The organism is Halomicroarcula saliterrae (genome assembly GCF_031624395.1).
In the GTDB taxonomy this organism is placed as follows: Archaea; Halobacteriota; Halobacteria; order Halobacteriales; family Haloarculaceae; genus Haloarcula; species Haloarcula saliterrae.
This window is the reverse complement of the sequence record NZ_JAMQON010000003.1, coordinates 434028-452172: the sequence shown is the minus strand read 5'-3', so window position 1 is coordinate 452172 and position 18145 is coordinate 434028. Positions and strand designations below refer to the sequence as shown.

Sequence of the window (18145 nt, the reverse complement as noted above, 5' to 3'; positions counted from 1 at the left end):
AAGTGCTTTCTCCCTACAGTGAGAACCGCTCACTGTCGACGGCGATGTCGTCGTCGAAGGCCCGGTCGGCCGGGACGAAATGCGCGGTGTGGACGATGCGGTAGTCGTCGGCTTCGATGTCGGCGGCGAAGTCCCGCGCGCCGGGGAGGGTCATGTGCTTGGTCCCGAAGGTCCGGGGGACGCCCGACTCGTCGTGGTGAGCCCCGCCCTTCGGGTGGAACTCGCAGGCCTCCTCGTGGACGATACCCTCCACGAGTGCCAGGTCGGCGCCGGACAGCAGCTCGCGCGAGCGGTCGGGAATCTCGTAGCAGGTGTCGCCCGAAATCGACAGGACGGCGCCGCTCTCGGGCTCCTCGATACGGAGCCCGTAACAGAGTAACGGTGGGTGCGAGACGGGGACCAGCGTCACCTCCAGGCCCGCCACCGAGAAGGGTTCGTACGGCGTGCGGTGGTGGACCGAGACGGTGTCGAGGTAATCGTAGCGGCTCCGGACCCCCTCGGCGACGCTCTCGCCGGTGACGGGGTCCGTCTCGTCGGCGGCGTACACCGGCAGGTCGTCGAACAGGCGATAGGCGTTGCCCAGCCCGTCGAGGTGGTCGAAGTGGACGTGCGTGACGATGGCGGCGTCGGGCAGGGCGACGCCCTCTCGCAGAAACTGGTGGCGGAAATCCGGACTGACGTCGACGAGCAGCGACTCGCCGGCGGCGCTCTCGACGTACACCGAGAAGCGCGAGCGCGAGACGCCGTCGGTGGCGTCCACGCCGCGCTCGGCCAGCCGCTCGCGCAGCCGTTCGTCCGGACTGCGAGCGCGCTCACAGGTGTCACAGTCGCAGTCGACTGTCGGCGTCCCGGTCGTGTCGCCGGTCCCCAGCAGCGTGACCTCCATCGGCGGACACTCCCACGGGGAGGCCCCTAAGTCCCGCGTTTTCCCGGCGGCAGCGGGGTTCCCCGTCGGCCGTGCCCGCTACTCCTCCGTGACGAGCGCCTCGGGGTCCACGCCCTGCTTGCGAGCCGCGGCCGCGAGAACCTCTCGGGCCCGCGTCTCGCCCACGTCGTCGACGAGACAGTCGATGAAGCCCGCGAGCAGCCCGGGTTTGATACGGAGGTCGACGAACTCCACCTGGCCGCCGGCCACGACCACGTCGATATCCCACTCGCCGGCCTCGGGGTCGGTCATCCGCACGTCGACCCACTCGTCGCTCGACTCGTCGGTATCCGTGAACACGTCGTCTGTCATACCACAACGACGACGGCCGAGGATATAACCACAGACTGAGCCGAGCGCACACCCGACACGCGCCCTTCCGGGAGCTATATTTCGGTCCTCGCTGTGGTGACCGATATGACCTTCGTCGTTCCGTTCGACGGGGCCGACCGCACCGTCGCGGCCCTCGAACGCGCCCGCGAGTTCGCCGAGGCACTGGCAGAGGACGTGCTCGTCGTGAGCGTCGTCCCGTCGAACAACGCCGCCTACGCCCGGGAACGGGGCTGGCTGCCCGCCGGCGAGCCGTTCGATATGAAGACCATCGTCTCGACGCTCCGCGAGCAGGTCCACGATATCGCCCCCGAGGCCGCCTTCGAGTACGAGCTGTGCAGCCGCAGCGTCACCGGCAACCGCATCGCCAAGCCCGTCCGGAAGTTCGCCAAGCGCAACGACGCCGACATGGTCTTTGTCGGCTCGGACGACGCCGGCCGCCTCGTCACGACCGCGTCGAGCGTCGGCAGCCGCATCGCGACCGACGGCTCGTACGACGTAGTGCTCGTCAGAAGCACGTAGGGCCGGCTCTCAGACGGGTTGGTGTCGTGAGTGCCGGGCTGTCGCCCCCGCGGAGAGAACCGACACCAGTCCGTGTCAGTCGTCGTGGTCGTGGGCGTGGTCGTGCCCGCCGTCGGAGGCCGCCTCGGCACTGTCGTCGTCGGTGAAGTCCCCACCGGCCACCAGCGCGTCGTGGTCGCCGTCGATCATGTCCATGTTCTTCAGGTTGTCCCGCTCCTCGAAGTCCTTGATGGCGTCTTCGAGGTCGTCCTGGGTGAGCGTGGTGCGCTCCTCGGTCAGCGCTTCGAGCACCGCCTCGCGCAGCACCATCCGGAGGTCGCTCCCGGTCAGCCCCTCGGTGAGCTCCGCCAGCGTGTCCGGGTCGAAGTCGGAGATATCCATCTGCCGGGTGACGATGCGGAGGATGTCCGCGCGCATGCCGCGGTCCGGCTTGGGGAAGTTGACGATCTCGTCGAAGCGGCGCCAGGCCGCGGCGTCGAGCTGGTCGGGGTGGTTCGTCGCGCCGATGAGCAGGACCTCGTCCTGAATCAGGGATATCTCGTCGATGCTCTTCAACAACGTGTTGACGGCGCGCTTGATAGCGGCGTGTTCGTCCGACGAGCGGGTCTTGGCGACGAAGTCGAACTCGTCCATAAAGAGGATACAGGGCGAGAGCCGTTTCGCGACCTCGAACACCTTCTCGACGTTTTTCGCCGTCTCGCCGAGATACTGGCTCGTGATCATCGACAGCTTCACCTCGACGAAGGGGAGGTCGAGGTCGTGGGCCAGCGCCCGCGCGACACTCGTCTTCCCGGTGCCCGGCGGGCCGACAAAGAGGAGTTTGCCGATCTCGCGCAGGCCGATGCGGGCCAGGTAGTCGCGGTGTTCGATGGCCTTGACGATTTTCTGGATCTCGCCCTCCTGGTCGGCGGTGAGCACGAGGTCGTTCAGCGTCGTCTCGACCTCGGCCGGGGCGCGGACGTCCACGAGGTCCAGCATCTCCTCGTCGTCCTCGTCCTCGCTGTCGAAGGCCTCCTCCAGCATCGCGTCGATGAACGCGCGGTCGGCCCGCGCCGGCCGGTTCCCCTCGCGGGCGGCGTCGTAGTCCACGTCGTAGTCGTCGCCGTATTCGGCCGCCAGCACCGGGTTCGCCTCGATGGTTCGGGCGTCGGCCCGTTCGAGGAACCACTCCTCGGCGAGCTCCTGGTCGGTAAAGGAGATGGCCCCCGAGAAGTCGTCGCGGTCGGTGAACATCAGCCCGGAGACGGCGTTCCACGGTCGCTCGACGCCGGTCGCCTCGCGCGCCGTCGTCGTGGTCGCCGACAGCGGGCGCTCGATGTCCCCGTCGCTCCAGAACACCGTTCGATAGGCGGGTGGCAGGTCGTCGGGGTCGAGATCTCGTCGCTCGCTGTAGAGAGTTGTCGTCAGCAAGAACTCGACGACGTCCAGTTCCGGATTACTCATTCCCACGCAGGTTACCTCGGGACGGGCATAAGTGACTCGAAGCTGTTCGACTCCGACGCGCCGATAGCTGCCGTGCTACGTGCAGACATGACAGCTACTAAAGTATATATCCTTGGTGTGTGAAAAAGGAACTATGACATCAGATGGAGCGTTATCTAAGGTGTATCGCGGTCGTATCGGGACGCCGACGACCGACGACGAGGTGTACGGCTACTGGCTGTTCGTCGCCGGCATCGTTCTCGGCGCAGTGGGTCTCGTGCTGTTCTACGCCGCCGCACCGCGGTCGACACTGCGGGAGTTCGGCTACGTCTTCGGCGCCGTCGCGGTCGTCGCGCTCTTTGTCGGGCCGACGATGCGGCTCCCACTGGGACGCACGGCGCTGCTGGTCTCCTACGGCGGTGCTCTGGTCTGTCTGGCCGGGACGCTGTGGTTCACGCTTATCTATCCCTCGGGCTGGAACGGTCCCGAGGGGAACCCCGCCGTCACGGTGTACGTGGTCGGACTGACGCTGGCCGCGGTGGGCGCCGTCGTCGCGCCGCTGCTGACCGGGCGACAGGAGGCATACGAGCAGGCACGGAAGACGGCCGACGAGGCGACCACGAGGGCCGAGCGGGCCGACTCGACGGCCGAGCAGGCCGGCGCCGAGCGGTCGGAGCTGGCCGAGGAGCTGGTGACCAGCGAGTCCGCCCGCGAAGACCTCTCGGCGCTGCTCGACGCCACCGAAGGCGAACTCGCCGCCGCACAGGCGACCATCGCCGTCGCGATGGAGAGCAAGGCCACCTTCGAGCTGTACGCCGACAAGGGCGGGAAGTGGCGCTGGCGGCTCCGCCACCGTAACGGCAACGTCGTCGCCGACAGCGCACAGGGGTACTCGTCCCGACAGAAGGCGATGCAGGGGCTCCGGAGCGTCCAGAGCAACGCCGCCGGCGGGGCCGTCGTCCTGCTGGAAGACGCCACCGAGGACGACACGGTCGAGGACGTCCCCGAGGTGCCGGCCCCCGATAGCCAGGGCACCTTCGAGCTGTTCGAGGACAAGGCCGGGGAGTTCCGCTGGCGGCTGCGCCACGACAACGGGAACGTGCTGGCCGACAGCGGCGAGGGGTACGCCTCGAAGTCCAACGTCCGGCGGGCGCTCGAAAGCGTGCGCGCCCACGTCCCCGGCGCGGCCTACCTGCGGGTCGACCCGGTCGCCTTCGAGGTGTACGCCGACAAGGCCGGCCGGTACCGCTGGCGCCTGCTGCACAAGAACGGCGAGATTCTGGGCGACAGCGGCGAGGGGTACGACACGCGGGCAGCGGCCCGCCGTGCCGCCGACGAGGTCCGCTCGGTCGCCCCCGACGCGACCGTCGGCGACGGCTTCGAGGTGTACGAAGACGCGGGCGGGGAGTTCCGCTGGCGGCTGCGAAACGACGAGGGTATCGTCGCCGACAGCGGCGAGGGGTACACGGAGCGCAACAAGGCCGTGCGCGCGGTCGAACGGGTCCAGAACTACACCGCCGAAGCGGACCTGCTGGCTATCGGGAGCGCCGCCTTCGAGGTGTACGAGGACACGGCCGGAAAGTGGCGCTGGCGGCTCCGCCACCGCAACGGGCGGATTATCGCCGACGGCGGCCAGGGGTTCCCGAAGCGAAGCGCCGCCGTCGAGAGCATCGAACGGGTCAAGCGCCACGGGCCCGGCGCCGAGCAGTCCGAGTAGCGCCGTCAGGGGACCGGCGTCCCGTGACGTGGGAATCGCCGAACGACTTATTCGCCGCTCGGTCGAAGTTACGTTCGTATGACAGTTGAAGAGCTCCCACTGACCGAGATGGACGACGAGTCCATCCGGGCGTTCCTGTCGAACCAGAAGATGGGGGTGTTGGGCCTCCCGACCGGCGACGTGCCGTATCTGCTTCCGATGTCCTACGGGTTCGACGACGAGTCGACGCTGTATTTCACGTTCGTCGGCGGCCCCGACAGCCGCAAGCGCGGCCTCATCGAGCGGACCGAGCGGGCCCGCTTTCTGAGCTTTTCCGCTCAGAGCCCGTTCAACTGGGAGAGTGTACTGGTGACCGGCACCGTCGAGGCCATCCCGGGCGAGGAGTGGGGCGACGTCGCGCCGGTGCTCGAAGCCGCGTGGCGGCCGGACGTCATCGAGGCCGCGATGGAGACGGAGGAGGTGACCGTCTATCGCTTCGAGGCCGACGAGTGGACCGGCTACAAACACACCGGCCTCCCGCCGGGCTTCGAGTCCGCCTGAGGCGTGCCCGACAACCGCTCGTCCGTGGCCCGGAGTTTGTGAGGGTTTAACACGAAAGCGACCGTTGACGCGGCCATGAAAACACCGGTTATCGTCGCCGCCGTCCGGACGCCACAGGGCAAGGAGGACGGCGCGCTCTCGGGCGTCCGCAGCGAGGACCTCTCGATTCCGCTGGTGAACGAACTGCTCGGCCGCACGGGTATCGACCCCGACGCCGTCGACGACCTGCTGTGGGGGTGTGCCCAGCAGCGCGGCGAGCAGGGGAACAACGTGGCCCGCGTCATCGCGCTCCTGTCGGAGCTGGGCGAGAGCGTCCCGGCCTCGACTATCAACCGCTGGTGTGCGTCCTCCGCCGAGGCGCTGATGCGGGCCGCCGACGCGATCGCCGCCGGCCAGCGCGACGTGCTCGTCGCGGGCGGCGTCGAATCGATGTCCCGCGTTCCGATGGGCGAGAACACCCACAACGTCCACCCGCGCCTCGCCGAACAGTACAACATCGGCGAGTTGCAGATGGGGATGACCGCAGAGAAAGTCGCCGAGGAACACGACGTCGGCCGCGAGGCCCAGGACGAGTACGCACTGTGGAGCCACGAACGGGCCGCCGACGCGACGGACTCGGGCCGCTTCGACGACGAGCTCGTGCCCATCGAGACGGCGGAAGGGACCGTTTCCGAGGACGAGGGGATCCGCCGGGACACCTCGCTAGAGACGCTCGCGGAACTCCCCACGGTGTTCAAATCGGACGGGACGGTGACGCCGGGCAACGCCTCGCAGGTCTCGGACGGCGCGGCCGGACTGCTGGTCACCAGCCGCGAGTTCGCCGACGAGAACGGGCTCGACGTGCTCGCCGAAATCGGCGCCCACGAAGTGGTCGGCGTCGACCCGACGGTGATGGGCATCGGTCCCGTCCCGGCGGTTCGCCAACTGACCGACCGGACCGGCCGGACGCCCGGCGACTACGACCTCGTGGAGCTCAACGAGGCCTTCGCCGCGCAGACGCTGTACTGTCGTGAGGAACTGGGCTTTGACCCCGACCAGTTCAACGTCAACGGCGGCGCCATCGCTATCGGTCACCCGCTGGGTGCCTCGGGCGCTCGCCTCCCGGTGACGCTCCTCCACGAGATGCAAAAACGCGACGCCGAGCTGGGACTCGCGACGGAGTGTGTCGGCTTCGGACAGGGCGCGGCCATCGAGTTCCACCGCGGGTGAGTGGTGGTTGCGTCCGAGCGCGAGCGGTGCGCGGTCGCTTGCGACCGCGGAGACGAACGGGCGCATCGCGCCCGTGAGTCAGCGAGCGCTCGGCCTTTTTCGCCCACGTTTTTCAACGAGTGGTGCGCGAACGGGGAGAGCGCACCCGAGGCCGAAAAAGGTGGCAGCGGCGCGGCCATCGAGTTCCACCGCGGATGACGAGGCGAGCCCCGCAGTTCAGATGCCCAGCCACTCGTCGTTCCGTATCTCGTAGCCGTTCTCCCGGCAGAACTCGGCCGCTCGCCGACGGACCGACCGCGAACCCGGGGGCTGCTCGTCCTCGTGGGTCTGCTCGACTATCCAGTCGGTGATGACCTCGACACCCTCGTCTTCGTCGTCGGCGTCGATAGACTTGAGCGCCCTGAGCGTCTTCTCGTAGGCTTTGCGCCGCGAGTCGCCGAGTCTGTCGTTCGAGACTGCCGCGTTCGCCTCGACGATCCGCTTCATCATCGCGGCAATCGTCGGCCGCTGTACCCGCGCGGTCACGTCGGCGGGGACGGCGAAGGTCTCTGTCGCCGTCTCCGGGACGAGCTCACCGATACGGACGAGCCCCTCGTCGGACGGTATCGTTCGCTCTCCGACCGCCTCGACCACCTCGGCGCCGGTCGCCGGAAAGGTCACCTCGTCGAGTTCCGTTTCGAGGTCGTCGAGCGCGTCCGTCGCCACCGGCGGCTCCGTCTCCTCCATCCGCTCTAGCTCCGCCGCGATAGCACGCGCCCGCTGCCGTCGGTCGGCGTCCCGAGCCTGTTTCTCCCGTCCTCGTTTGTCGTCTGGCATCACCAAATGTAGGATTCCCAACCTGATAATCCTGTGGCACGTCGTCTCCCGGTGACTCCGTCAGTGGCAGCGACGATATCGGAAACCGAAGGTCCGCTACGTGTTGACGAGCGCCATTCCGTCGCGCACCGACTCTTTGCGGCCCAGCAGCGTGATCATATCGCCCTCCTGAAGGACGTAGTCGGCGGTGGGGACCTCGGCGTCCTTGTGGCTGCCGCCGCTGACCAGCGCGATGAGACAGGCCTCTGGGAGCATCGGGCCGACCTCGCTGACGGGCTTGCCGAGGATGTCGGGATTCGTGACCTTGACCTCCTGAACGTCGCCGGTCCGGCCCACGTCGGTCATCCAGTGGGCGATGGCGGGGCGTTCTATCTGGTTGTCGATGGCCCACGCCGTCGCCATCGCCGAGGAGATGGTCCGGACGCCCAGGTCCTCGAACGCCTCGACGTTGTCGGGGTTGTTCGCGCGAGCGATGATTCGCTCGATGTCGAACTTCGAGCTCGCCAGCTGGGCGACCAGCAGGTTCGCGTCGTCGTCGCCGGTCGCGGCCACGACGGTCTTTGCGTTCTCGGCCCCGGCCGACCGGAGCACGTCCGTGTCCGTTCCGTTGCCGTTCTTTACACTGAACCCGGCGTTTCGGGTCTGTTCGACGATCTGTTCGTCCTGCTCGATGATGACGACGTTCTCGCCCCGGTCTTCGAGGCGCGTGGCGAGCGCTCGGCCCACCTGTCCGCCGCCGACGATGATGACTCGCATTGGTATCACGTCCAGTTTTTCCGCGATGTGTCGGGCGAGACCGCCCTCGAAGACCGCCGTCAGCAAGATAGTGAGAAAGACCACGCCGAGCAGGATGCTCGCCTGCTCCGCCAGCACGGGGTTGTTCAGCTCCTCGGCGGCGATTCGGAGTTCGACCGCGAACAGCGTCGCGACCGAGGCCGGGATGATACCCCGCGGACCGACGAAGCTCATGAACACGCGCTCCTCCCGGGTGAACCGGTTGCCCATCGTCGAGACGAACACCAGAATCGGTCGGAGGACCAGCGCGACGGCGACCACGACGGCCAGTCCCGGGAGCCCCAGACCGAGGAGCACGTCTATCTCTAGCAACGCTGCCAGCGCGATGAAGACGAACGACAGCACGAGTAACGTGATATCGCCCTTGAAGTCCTCGATGTCGGCCTCGTAGGGGATATCCGCGTTCCCAAGGAGGAACCCGGCAACCGCGACGGCGGCGACGCCGGCTTCGGTGGCCTGCCAGTTCGCGACGGCGTAGGCCACCAGGGCGCCGGCCAGCACCAGCAATCTGGCGTTTCGGGGCGCGCTGTCGGGCGAGAGGTCGATGTAGCGGATGAGATAGTAGAGAGTGGCGGCGACGATTACCCCCACGAGCAGTCCGGTCCCGAGCCGTCTGAAAAACGCGTTCAGGAACCCTTCCGCGACGGCTTCGGGGTTGACCGTCTTGAAGAAGACGATCGCGAGAATCGCCGCGGTGACGTCGTTGACGATCCCCTCGGTCTCCAGTGCGGCCGCGACCCGGTCCCTGACCGGCACGACGTCCAGAATCGGCGTGACGACGGTCGGGCCGGTCGCGACCAGCAACGCACCGATGGTCAGTGCGAGGTTCCACGGGACGCCGAAGGCGTACTTGACGGCGGCGGCGGTCCCCGCCAGCGCGATGAGTGCGCCGATAGTCACCAGGCGAACCGCGGCCTGTGGCGCCTCCTTGATTCGTTCTATCTTGAGGTGGAACGCTCCCTCGAAGACGATGATGGCGACGGCGATACCGACGATCGTCTGGAGGCCGCTCCCGAACGTCTCGGCGGTCAGAAGCTCCAGCCCGGGCTCACCCAGCGCGAGCCCGGCAGCGATGTAGAAGATGATACTGGGGACTTGGAGTCGACTCGAGAGCAACTGCGCGACGACGCCAATAGCGATGATACCCGCGACGAGCAACAGTAGCTGGGTAGCGGCCATCTACACTGCTGCCAACGGTGCTCCCGTGTATAAAACCCGTCATACGTCGGTCAGCGCGCGAGTGTGCTCACGCCGCGCGGTCCAGCATCACGAGCACGCCCCGGACGTTCAGCGCGACCTCCTCGCGGGCCTTGTGCTCGCCCCAGACGTCGGGCGTCTCGACAGTCTCGACGAAGTGGGAGACGACGGCCGCGTCGTCTCCGAGTTCGGCGCGCTTCTCGCGGACGGCGGTGACCCACGCGTCCAGCTTCTCGGCGTACTCGTCGAGCCGGTCGCCGGTCGGCTCCGTCCCGAAATGCGCGTACAGCAGCGTCTCCGGGTCTATCTCCCGAATCGTCTCGACGTCCGCGAGCGCCTGGTCGAGGTCGAAGTTCACCGGCGGGCTCGTCACGCTGACCTCGTCGGCCGAGGGGGTAAACAGGCCCGCGGCGTCGGCCGTGAACACGCCGTCGATAGCGGGGTCGTGGAAGACGACCTGGTGGGGCGCGTGACCCGGCGCGTGGCGGGCTTCGAGGCTGTGGTCGCCGAGGTCGATCACGTCACCGTCTGTGAGTTCGACGATTCGCTCCTCGGGCACCGGCTCGGGCTCGGCGTAGTACTGCACCTGGTCGCCGACGGCCTCTTTCGTCCCCTCCCAGAGCCGCGTCGGGTCCGCCAGGTGGGGCGCGCCGATTTCGTGGACGTAGACGGTCGCCGACGGACACTCCTCGACGAGATAGCCCGCGCCCCCCGCGTGGTCGAGGTGGACGTGCGTGAGGGCGATGACTTCCAGGTCCCCGGGTGCGACGCCGACCTCGGCCATCGCATCGAGGATGGTCTCGTAGCGGGCGCCGATGCCGGTGTCGACGAGCGCCGGTCGTTCGGCGTCGACGATGTACACCGAGCCGTACTCCGCGACGTCGTACATCCCCGTGTCGACGTAGTGGACATCCGCACAGTCCTCGGCGTCGTACACGTCGCCAATTGCCATACCGAAAGGTGATTGCCTGCGTGGAAAACCGTTGTGCTCGGGGTGTCGACGAGCGTAGGGGCGTTTATATCTCTGTGACTGGAACCCGTAGCAACGGTCGTGGGCGAGCGTAGACTGGCGGTGAGACGGACGTGGAGTGCGGTCTGTGGGAGCGCTGCGTGCGTGCTCTCCGTCCTGACCCGGACGGAGCTCCGCTTTCGAGGCCGAGTCCCCGAACTCGGCGGCCGCCCTCGTCCCGCTCGGGGCGTTCTGGCCGTCGTCCCCGGCCCCGACACACGACCGCTCCAGTCGCCGTTTGCTGCGAGGACCGACACGCCTAATTTCGCCCGTCGAGAACCGTCGACCATGTTATCGAGACAGTTCGTCCGGGAGAACCCCGAGACGGTCCGTGACGCCATCGAGCGCAAGGGCGTCACCGGCGTCGACCTCGACGAGGTCCTGGCTATCGACGAGGAGTGGCGCGAGCTGAAGGCGAAAGGCGACGGGCTCAGACAGGAGCGCAACGAGGTGTCCTCGAAGATCGGCAAGCTCAAACAGGAGGGCGAGGAGGAGGCCGCACAGGAGGCTATCGACCGCTCCAGCGAGCTCAAGGACGAACTCCAGGAGATAGAGGACCGCGCGGACGAACTGGAGGCCCGGCTCGAAGACGCGCTGCTGGAACTGCCGAACGTCCCCCACGACTCGGTGCCGACGGGCGAGGACGAGAGCGACAACGTCGAGCGGTCGCGCTCGGGCTTTTCCGACCTGCGGGAGCTGCCCGACGAGGTCGTTCCCCACTACGACCTCGGCGAGGAGCTCGACATTCTGGACTTCGAGCGGGGCGCGAAAGTGTCCGGCGGCGGCTTCCAGTTCGTCAAGGGCGAGGGCGCGCGACTGGAACACGCGCTGGTCCAGTTCATGCTCGACCTCCACCGCGAACAGGGGTACTCGGACGTGCTGCCACCCATCCCCGTCAACTCGGCGTCGATGGAGGGGACGGGGCAACTCCCCAAGTTCGACGAGGACGCCTACCGGGTGGGCCGGCGCCAGGACGACGACATCGACGAGGACGACCTCTGGCTGCTGCCGACGGCGGAGGTGCCGGTCACCAACATGTACCGCGACGAGATTCTGCTGGACGACGACCTCCCGGTGAAACACCAGGCGTTCTCGCCGAACTTCCGCCGAGAGGCCGGCGAACACGGCACCGAGACCCGCGGATACGTCCGGGTCCACCAGTTCCACAAGGTCGAACTCGTCAACTTCGTCCGGCCCGAGGACAGCTACGACCGACTCGACTCGCTGCTCGACGAAGCGGCCGCCGTGCTGGACGAACTGGAACTGCCCTACCGCGTCCTCGATATGTGTACCGGCGACATGGGCTTCACCCAGGCCAAGAAGTACGACATCGAGGTGTGGGCGCCCGGTGACGACATGGACGACGGCCCCGACGTGGGCGGCCGCTGGCTGGAAGTCTCCTCGGTGTCGAACTTCGAGGACTTTCAGGCCCGACGGGCCGGGCTGCGCTACCGGCCGGAACGCCACGAGTCCGCCGACTACCTCCACACGCTCAACGGCTCCGGACTGGCGGTGCCCAGAGTCATAGTCGCTATCCTGGAGTACTACCAGAACGACGACGGGACCGTGACCGTTCCGGAGGCGCTACGGCCGTATATGGGCGGACAGGAACGCATCGAGGGGTCGGCCCCAATCGGCGAGAGCGCTGTCGGGTCGGGCAAGCGCGAGTGATCAGTCGTCGGCCATCGCGCCCCCGACGGCGCGTTCACAGAGATACCTGACCTGCGGAAGCGTCGCCGGCGGGAGTTCCTCGGGGTCGGCCCAGTGCGACTCGAAGACCCCCTCTTCGGGGTTCGGAGCCGGTGCCGAGAGCAGCGAGCAGTCGAACACCGTGTACACCGACACCGTCTCGTCGAAGCTGTCGTGAGCGTACCAGAACGTCGACACCCGACCTTCTATCTGTGCCCGACAGTCGAGCTCCTCGACCAGTTCCCGACGCAGTCCCTCGGTCGGGGTCTCGTGGGCGCGGACACCGCCCCCCGGGAGCGTCCAGAACGGCGAGCCGTCGCCGTGGCGCTCCCTGACCAGCAGTACCGCGCGGTCACCGGTCACGAGTGCCTTCGCTCCCGTTCGCGGCTCGAACCGACCGGTCAGTGCCTCGCTCGTGGCTTCCTGTCGCGACGCGGACCCGTTCACCATGGACACGTCTCCGGTCTGTTGGACATAACTACACGGCACCTAACCGCTGGTCGAATCCGCCGGCCGGTCGTGGTATGGTGTCGATACACGTGATAGCCAGTGCCTACTGTCGCGGACGGGCCGATATATGTTTTGTCCCCGCTCACCGGGTGTACGTCTCGACGCGTTCGATGCGCTCAGCGGCGAACTCGAAGACGTCGACGAAGCCGACGATGCGCTCGCCGTCGGCGTCCAGCAGGCGACCGCGCACTGCGACCCCGTCGTCGTCCCGGTACACCGCGTCGACGGGATGTGTCGTGTCGGTCTGGGGTCGCTCCTCGCGCATGAACCGGACGAACCGCTCGCGCCCCTCGATTGTGCGGTCGGGTCGGTCGTGGCGAAAGCCCCCGGCGAGCAGCGTCGAGAGCAGTTCGTAGTCGCCCTCGTCCAGCGCCCGGTAGTAGGCCCTGGCCCGGTCGGCCGGCGCCGTCGGCGGCTCACTCATCCGCCGTCGATTCCCCCCGAGAGTCGTGCAGTTCGAGCGTCCCGTCGTCCTCACCCTCCGCGGTCGAGCCTTCGGCTGCCCCAGCGGCAGGCTCGTCGTCGTCTCCGGGGCGGCCGTCGTCACGCGGTCCAGCCCCGTCGCCGCCGGCAGTGACCTCGGGACCGAGCGGGTCGGGGTCGGGCTCCGCCAGCTCGAACGCGCTCGGCGCAGTCGATTCCTCCCCTTCCTCCGAATCTGTCACCGTCGCCCCGTCCTCTGCGTCCGTCTCCGTCGCCCCGTCCTCCACATCCGTCTCCATTACCCCGTCCTCCGCGTCCGTCTCCGCCGGGTCACCCGGCATGTCCAGCCCCGTGTCGTCATCGCGGCCGGACTCCTCGTCCGGCTCGCCGTCGGACTGGTCTCCACGCACCTGTGGTGTCGCATCGGCCGGTTCGTCCGCGGTCCCGTCGGGGTCCTCGCCCATCGGCGGCGCGTCGACAATCGCGGTCGGCTCCTCGGTCACCTCCTCGACCGTCGGTTCGGATTCGGGGTGGTTGGCGGCCAGTTCGGCCTGAATCTCGGCCAGTTCCTCGTCGTCGATATCGTCGTCAACGGCCGCATCGTCGTCGATATCGTCGTCGACCGCCTCACCGTCGAGACCGTCCAGCTCGACCTCGCCTCCGGACAGGTCCCCGTCTGCCGTCTCGCTGTCCACCGCCTCGTCGGTGTCAGCCATCTCCTCGTCGATATCGACCGCCAGCGCGGCGTCCTCGACCTCGGTCTCGGTCGGGAGAACGCTGTGGTCGTCGGCGTCGTCTTTCTCCAGATCCGTCACGTCCGGGGGCCACTCGTCGTCCGGGTCCGGGGGCTCGATATACTCCCGTACCGTCGCCAGCGGCATCTCGGCGTCGTCCCGGAGCTGCTGGCCCTCGGTCCCGCTGCCACTGGAGTAGGCGCTGGCCGACCGGACGAGCCAGTCGGCGGCCTGCCACAGCGCCGTGGCCTTCTCGTTCGAGTCCTCGTAGACGGGAGCCAGCGACTCGTCGTCGACGAACCGGACCGCGGTGTCGAACTGGTCTGCGGCCTCCTCGAACTCCTCGCGGGCCTGCTGGAAGTCGTGCTGGGCCATCATCCACTCCGTCTCCCGGAAGCGGTCCATCGCCGACGTGAACGCCCGGCGGCCCTCGGTGTAGTGGGCGTGGCCGACCCGATAGCGGGCGAAGGCGGTGTCGTCGCCGCCGGTCTCCGCCAGCGCGTCCTTGAGCTCCTCGACGCGTGGCAGCTCGGTCATGTCGTCGGTGCTCCAGCTGTACTGGACGGTGCCGTCGTGGTCGACGACGGCGACGGCGCGCTCCAGCAGCTGCTGGCCGATGTCGTCGACGAAGTCGATATCGTACCGCTCGGCGACCTCACCGTCCGTATCGGCCAGCAACGGCACTTTGAGGTCGTAGCGCTCGGCGAAGGCGCGGTGGCTGTACACCGAGTCCGGGCTGATGCCGAGGATGGTCACGTCCTTCTGCATCGTAAAGAGGTCCAGTTCGTCCAGGTCACACGACTCCTCGTCACAGGCCGGGTTGAAATCCGCGGGGTAGAACGCGAGGATGACCACGTCGTCGCCCAGATACTCCGCCAGCGCGACGCGGCGCTTCTCACCGTCGACTAGCGCCGGCAGCTCGAACCCCGGTGCGGTCGCCCCCTCTGAAAGCACAGCCGGTAATCGAACTGTCAGTACTTAAGAGTGGGTGCGAAATCGAGTCGAGAGGGCGGTTTCACCGCCGCTGGGCGGTCCGTGACGGTGTACCGAGCGCCTTTTGCCCGCCGCCGCGGTAGGGCCGCTGTGGAACTGCACGTTCGCTACGAGGGCGACGACGACCCGAAGAAGTGTAGCGCCCGGAAGCTCGCCCGGTTCGACCTGACCGAGCTCCACCGAGCGACCCGCTCGACCCCGCCGGGCATCGTCCTCAACCCCTTCGCCGAGCAGGCGCTCTCACCGGCCGACGCCCCGACGGCGGGCGACGGCGCCCGACACGACCGGCTGGTCGCGCTCGACTGCTCGTGGGAGACCGCAAAACGGGAGGCGTTCGACCTCGAGGGCGTCCACCGGTCGCTCCCCTTCCTCGTCGCGGGCAACCCGGTCAACTACGGTACCCCCTTCCAGCTGAACACCGTCGAGGCCTTCGCCGGCGCGCTCTGTATCCTCGGCGAGCGCGCACACGCCGAAGAGATCCTCTCGAAGTTCTCGTGGGGCCACACGTTCCTCGAACTCAACGAGGAACCCCTCGAACGGTACGCGGACTGCGAGGACTCGACGGCCGTGGTCGACGTACAGGACGACTATCTCGTCGAGGAGTGACGCTATCGCGCCGTCGGTTCGAGCAGCCCCGCGTCACAGTACGGACACGCGTGCCGGGCGTGGGCTTCGAGTTCGTCTTCTATCCTCGTGCCACAGGCTGGACAGTACATGCGAGACAGTAGCACGACGGCGGTATTGTAAATTCGCCTTCATCTCTCAGGTCGGGCCGAAGCCGACACCGATACCGCGCGGGTCGGCGGGGGCCGCGAGCGGGCTGCTCGGCAGCCCCGTGGCGGCCTCGGGGTCGTTGTACCCGCCCGGCGCCACGTCGTTGGGCGCATCGGCATACCACAGCGAGGCCAGCGCCTGAACGTGGTCGCGGCCGACGCCGAGCTCGAACTGGCCGCCGCCGTAGAGCTCGATACCCTCGCGCTCGCAGTAGTCGATAGTCGAGAGCACCGACTCGACGGTGCTACACCGGGACGGTTTCATGTTGAGGACGGCCGGCTCGAACGGCAGCGCCTCGATACTCTCGACGCCGGTGATAGGCACGTCCCACGTGACCCGGTCCTCCCGCCCGTCGAAGACGGGCCGTGTCGCTTCGGTCAGCTTCGGGTCCTCCAGCAGCGCCTCGGGCAGTGCGTCGGCGACCCGACGGTAGAAGTCGGCGTCGGGGTCGTGGCTGAGACTCTCGTCCTCGTAGAGGCCCTTGAGGTCGAGGACGCGCACGTCGTAGTCGGACAGCGACGACAGCAGGTCCTCGCCCCAGTCCGGCGTCGGGTCGAGCTTGAACGCGAGGTCGTCGTGCACCGCCAGCAGGGAGTCGAGCCGGTCGGTCGTCGGGGGCTGGTCGCTGTCGGGGCTCGATAGCCGCGTCGAGACGACGAAGTCGACGGGGTCGTACGCGCGGTCGAGCGCCGCGCCCAGACTGGTGTCGGCCTGCTTCAGCGCGAGGTCCAGCGCCGCGCTCTCGAAGCCCCAGCGCCGGTAGTGGCGAAAGCGCTCCTCGTCGGGCGGCTCGGGCCAGAGGTCTGCGTCGTCGAGGGCGGCCGAGAAGGAATCGAACGTGTACTCGCCCGCGAGGTCGACCGCGTGGTCGACGACGGCGTGGTGGGCCGCGTTCGTGTAGGTCACGTCCTCGCCGCGGCCGGTTTCGCCGCCGCCCGAGAGGGAAATCGTGGTCGTCGCCCGGTCGAACCCGGACGACGTCGCCCGCTCGCGCATTTCGAAAGCGGTGTCTTCGACGGTCAGTGGCAGGTCGGCGACGCGGTCGTACATACCCGACAGAGGGGCGCCAGCCTAAAAAAGCGCGGCCAAGCGCCGGTGTGCCGGGCGACCGTGACAGCGGTCGGAGACGGTACGGGTCGGAAACTCAAACTTTAAACGCCCGCACAGGCAACCGGCACCCATGGCCAGCTTCGAGAAAGCGTCAGACCGGATTCTGAACAAGCAGATCTGCATGCGATGTAACGCCCGCAACCCACAGCGCGCCCAGCAGTGCCGGAAATGCGGCTACGGTAACCTCCGCCCGAAGGCCAAAGAGACCCGCAGCGCCTGATTCTGCGACCCCGTCGCGTTTTCGGCTCCCGGTCCCACAGTGACGACGCTCGCCGGCCGCCCGGTCGGGACCGGCGATACCGGGACTATTCGTTCGGATACTTCGGCTCGCGGCGCTCGGCCCGCTCCAGCGCCCGCTCGACGATACTGCGAACGTCGCCGTGGAAGACGCCGCCGTGGCCCGAGTACATCCCCTCGACGCCCTCGGGCAGCCGGTCGAGCAACTCGCGGATGCTCTGGATTTCGCGCTCGCGGGACTGGCCCGGCCGGTCGGTGCGGCCGAAGGAGCCGCCCTCGAAGGCCCCGTCGTCGTGGACGACCACGTCGCCCGAGAAGAGCGACCGCTCGGAGACCAGCGAGACGTGGTCGTCGGCGTGGCCCGGCGTGTAGACGACCTCGCAGGTCTCGTCGCCCACGAGCACCTCGTCGCCGTCCGCGAGCGCGTGGTCGCGGCGCGGATGCTCGGCGTACGCGTACAGCTCGGCGTCGAACGCGTCGAGCACTGCATCGAGTTGCTGGACGTGGTCGCCGTGCTGGTGGGTCAGGACGACGGCGTCGACGGTGTCGGTGTGTTCGCGGACGGCGTCGACGACGCCCTCCCACCCGCCCGCGTCGACCAGCGTGGGCCGCTCGCCGGTCGCGAGGTAGGCGTTACACGTGAACGTCTCTGCGTCGGCCGTGACGTTGTGGACCTCCATGCTCGAACCGTGTGGTGGGACGCGCTTGAGTGTCTAGGACTGGGCGGAGCGGACTGCCCGTCTGTGGACCGCTCCGTCTCGAACGATACCTGCTCGCTAGCAGTAGATGAGACTGCCCTGTCTTTCCACAGCCCGAAAGCCCTCGGCTGCTCGCTAGCAGTAGATGAAACCGCTCTGTCTTTCCACAGCCCGAAAGCCCTCGGCTGCTCGCGGGCGCTGTGACGGATACCTCGCTTCGCTCGGTAGTGCCGCCACAGCGCCCGCGACCCGCCTCGCCCTTTCAGTCCGCCAGGGACAGCAGCGGCGAGCGCGACAGAGCGCGCTCGCGGATGTGACCACCACCCCTCCCCGGTCGCTCGCGGACGCGAGCGACACGCGTCCTGACCGCACAGCGGCCGGGAGCGAGTGGGCCGGCAGTGCCGGTCCGGAGTGACCCGGGGAAGGGCAGGTTCGCGGTGCAGTCCCTGGCGGACTGGAAGGGCGAACCCGGTCGGGGGGGGGGGGGGGGGGGGG

General features: G+C 68.0%; 18 protein-coding genes. 7 read left to right on the top strand and 11 right to left on the bottom strand.

Annotated elements, in window-relative coordinates; genetic code table 11:
• Positions 1–13: 13 nt before the first annotated feature.
• Both NDI56_RS13520 and NDI56_RS13515 read right to left on the bottom strand, forming a co-directional pair.
• The gene (locus tag NDI56_RS13520; RefSeq protein ID WP_310920067.1) at positions 14–886 is read right to left on the bottom strand and encodes an MBL fold metallo-hydrolase; all 873 of its coding nucleotides are present in this window, start codon (positions 884–886) and stop codon (positions 14–16) included.
• 78 nt (positions 887–964) lie between these two features.
• Positions 965–1237, bottom strand: a complete 273-nt coding sequence (locus tag NDI56_RS13515) for a hypothetical protein (protein WP_310920066.1) — start codon at positions 1235–1237, stop codon at positions 965–967.
• A gap of 105 nt (positions 1238–1342) precedes the next feature.
• Here NDI56_RS13515 and NDI56_RS13510 point away from each other — a divergent pair, with 105 nt between their 5' ends.
• On the top strand, positions 1343–1777 hold the full coding sequence (locus NDI56_RS13510; protein WP_310920065.1) for a universal stress protein: 435 nt from the start codon (positions 1343–1345) through the stop codon (positions 1775–1777).
• A 75-nt stretch (positions 1778–1852) separates the two neighbouring features.
• Here the strand turns inward: NDI56_RS13510 and NDI56_RS13505 are convergent, their stop codons facing one another.
• Complete coding sequence (locus NDI56_RS13505) at positions 1853–3220, bottom strand: ATP-binding protein (protein ID WP_310920064.1); 1368 nt, start codon at positions 3218–3220, stop codon at positions 1853–1855.
• A gap of 133 nt (positions 3221–3353) precedes the next feature.
• On the opposite strand from NDI56_RS13505, the gene NDI56_RS13500 reads away from it, so the two are divergent.
• From NDI56_RS13500 to NDI56_RS13490, 3 genes are all read left to right on the top strand, one after another.
• A complete protein-coding gene (locus NDI56_RS13500; protein WP_310920063.1) occupies positions 3354–4916 on the top strand; it encodes a DUF1508 domain-containing protein in 1563 nt (520 codons plus the stop codon).
• A gap of 78 nt (positions 4917–4994) precedes the next feature.
• Positions 4995–5456 (top strand): pyridoxamine 5'-phosphate oxidase family protein, encoded by a 462-nt coding sequence (locus tag NDI56_RS13495; RefSeq protein ID WP_310920062.1) that lies wholly within the window; start codon positions 4995–4997, stop codon positions 5454–5456.
• A 75-nt stretch (positions 5457–5531) separates the two neighbouring features.
• Entirely contained in the window at positions 5532–6665 is a 1134-nt protein-coding gene (locus tag NDI56_RS13490; protein WP_310920061.1) for a thiolase family protein, read from the top strand.
• 216 nt (positions 6666–6881) lie between these two features.
• On the opposite strand, the gene NDI56_RS13485 is transcribed toward NDI56_RS13490, so the two are convergent.
• The 3 genes from NDI56_RS13485 to NDI56_RS13475 all read right to left on the bottom strand — a co-directional run bounded on the left by NDI56_RS13485 (position 6882) and on the right by NDI56_RS13475 (position 10425).
• The gene (locus NDI56_RS13485; RefSeq protein WP_310920060.1) at positions 6882–7481 is read right to left on the bottom strand and encodes a DUF5789 family protein; all 600 of its coding nucleotides are present in this window, start codon (positions 7479–7481) and stop codon (positions 6882–6884) included.
• A gap of 96 nt (positions 7482–7577) precedes the next feature.
• Positions 7578–9455 carry a cation:proton antiporter domain-containing protein gene (locus NDI56_RS13480; RefSeq protein WP_310920059.1) on the bottom strand — a complete coding sequence of 626 codons (1878 nt, stop codon included), beginning with the start codon at positions 9453–9455 and terminating at the stop codon, positions 7578–7580.
• 67 nt (positions 9456–9522) lie between these two features.
• Positions 9523–10425 carry an MBL fold metallo-hydrolase gene (locus tag NDI56_RS13475; protein ID WP_310920058.1) on the bottom strand — a complete coding sequence of 301 codons (903 nt, stop codon included), beginning with the start codon at positions 10423–10425 and terminating at the stop codon, positions 9523–9525.
• 345 nt (positions 10426–10770) lie between these two features.
• Between NDI56_RS13475 and serS the strand changes: the two genes are divergently transcribed.
• The gene (gene serS, locus NDI56_RS13470; protein ID WP_310920057.1) at positions 10771–12153 is read left to right on the top strand and encodes a serine--tRNA ligase; all 1383 of its coding nucleotides are present in this window, start codon (positions 10771–10773) and stop codon (positions 12151–12153) included.
• On the opposite strand, the gene NDI56_RS13465 is transcribed toward serS, so the two are convergent.
• The 3 genes from NDI56_RS13465 to NDI56_RS13455 form a co-directional block, all read right to left on the bottom strand.
• On the bottom strand, positions 12154–12621 hold the full coding sequence (locus NDI56_RS13465) for an NUDIX hydrolase (RefSeq protein ID WP_310920056.1): 468 nt from the start codon (positions 12619–12621) through the stop codon (positions 12154–12156).
• 142 nt (positions 12622–12763) lie between these two features.
• The gene (locus NDI56_RS13460; protein ID WP_310920055.1) at positions 12764–13105 is read right to left on the bottom strand and encodes a nuclear transport factor 2 family protein; all 342 of its coding nucleotides are present in this window, start codon (positions 13103–13105) and stop codon (positions 12764–12766) included.
• The gene (locus tag NDI56_RS13455; RefSeq protein ID WP_310920054.1) at positions 13098–14792 is read right to left on the bottom strand and encodes a redoxin domain-containing protein; all 1695 of its coding nucleotides are present in this window, start codon (positions 14790–14792) and stop codon (positions 13098–13100) included. The genes NDI56_RS13460 and NDI56_RS13455 overlap by 8 nt, the downstream gene beginning before the upstream one ends.
• A gap of 129 nt (positions 14793–14921) precedes the next feature.
• Between NDI56_RS13455 and NDI56_RS13450 the strand changes: the two genes are divergently transcribed.
• Positions 14922–15437: a DUF367 family protein gene (locus tag NDI56_RS13450; RefSeq protein WP_310920053.1), complete on the top strand. Its 516-nt coding sequence runs from the start codon at positions 14922–14924 to the stop codon at positions 15435–15437.
• Between the two features lie 156 nt (positions 15438–15593).
• Here NDI56_RS13450 and NDI56_RS13445 read toward each other — a convergent pair whose 3' ends face one another.
• On the bottom strand, positions 15594–16655 hold the full coding sequence (locus tag NDI56_RS13445) for an enolase-like domain-containing protein (RefSeq protein ID WP_310920052.1): 1062 nt from the start codon (positions 16653–16655) through the stop codon (positions 15594–15596).
• Positions 16656–16785: 130 nt separating this feature from the next.
• Between NDI56_RS13445 and NDI56_RS13440 the strand changes: the two genes are divergently transcribed.
• Positions 16786–16935 carry a 50S ribosomal protein L40e gene (locus tag NDI56_RS13440; RefSeq protein ID WP_220588446.1) on the top strand — a complete coding sequence of 50 codons (150 nt, stop codon included), beginning with the start codon at positions 16786–16788 and terminating at the stop codon, positions 16933–16935.
• Positions 16936–17020: 85 nt separating this feature from the next.
• On the opposite strand, the gene NDI56_RS13435 is transcribed toward NDI56_RS13440, so the two are convergent.
• Positions 17021–17632: an MBL fold metallo-hydrolase gene (locus NDI56_RS13435; RefSeq protein ID WP_310920051.1), complete on the bottom strand. Its 612-nt coding sequence runs from the start codon at positions 17630–17632 to the stop codon at positions 17021–17023.
• Positions 17633–18145: the final 513 nt, after the last annotated feature.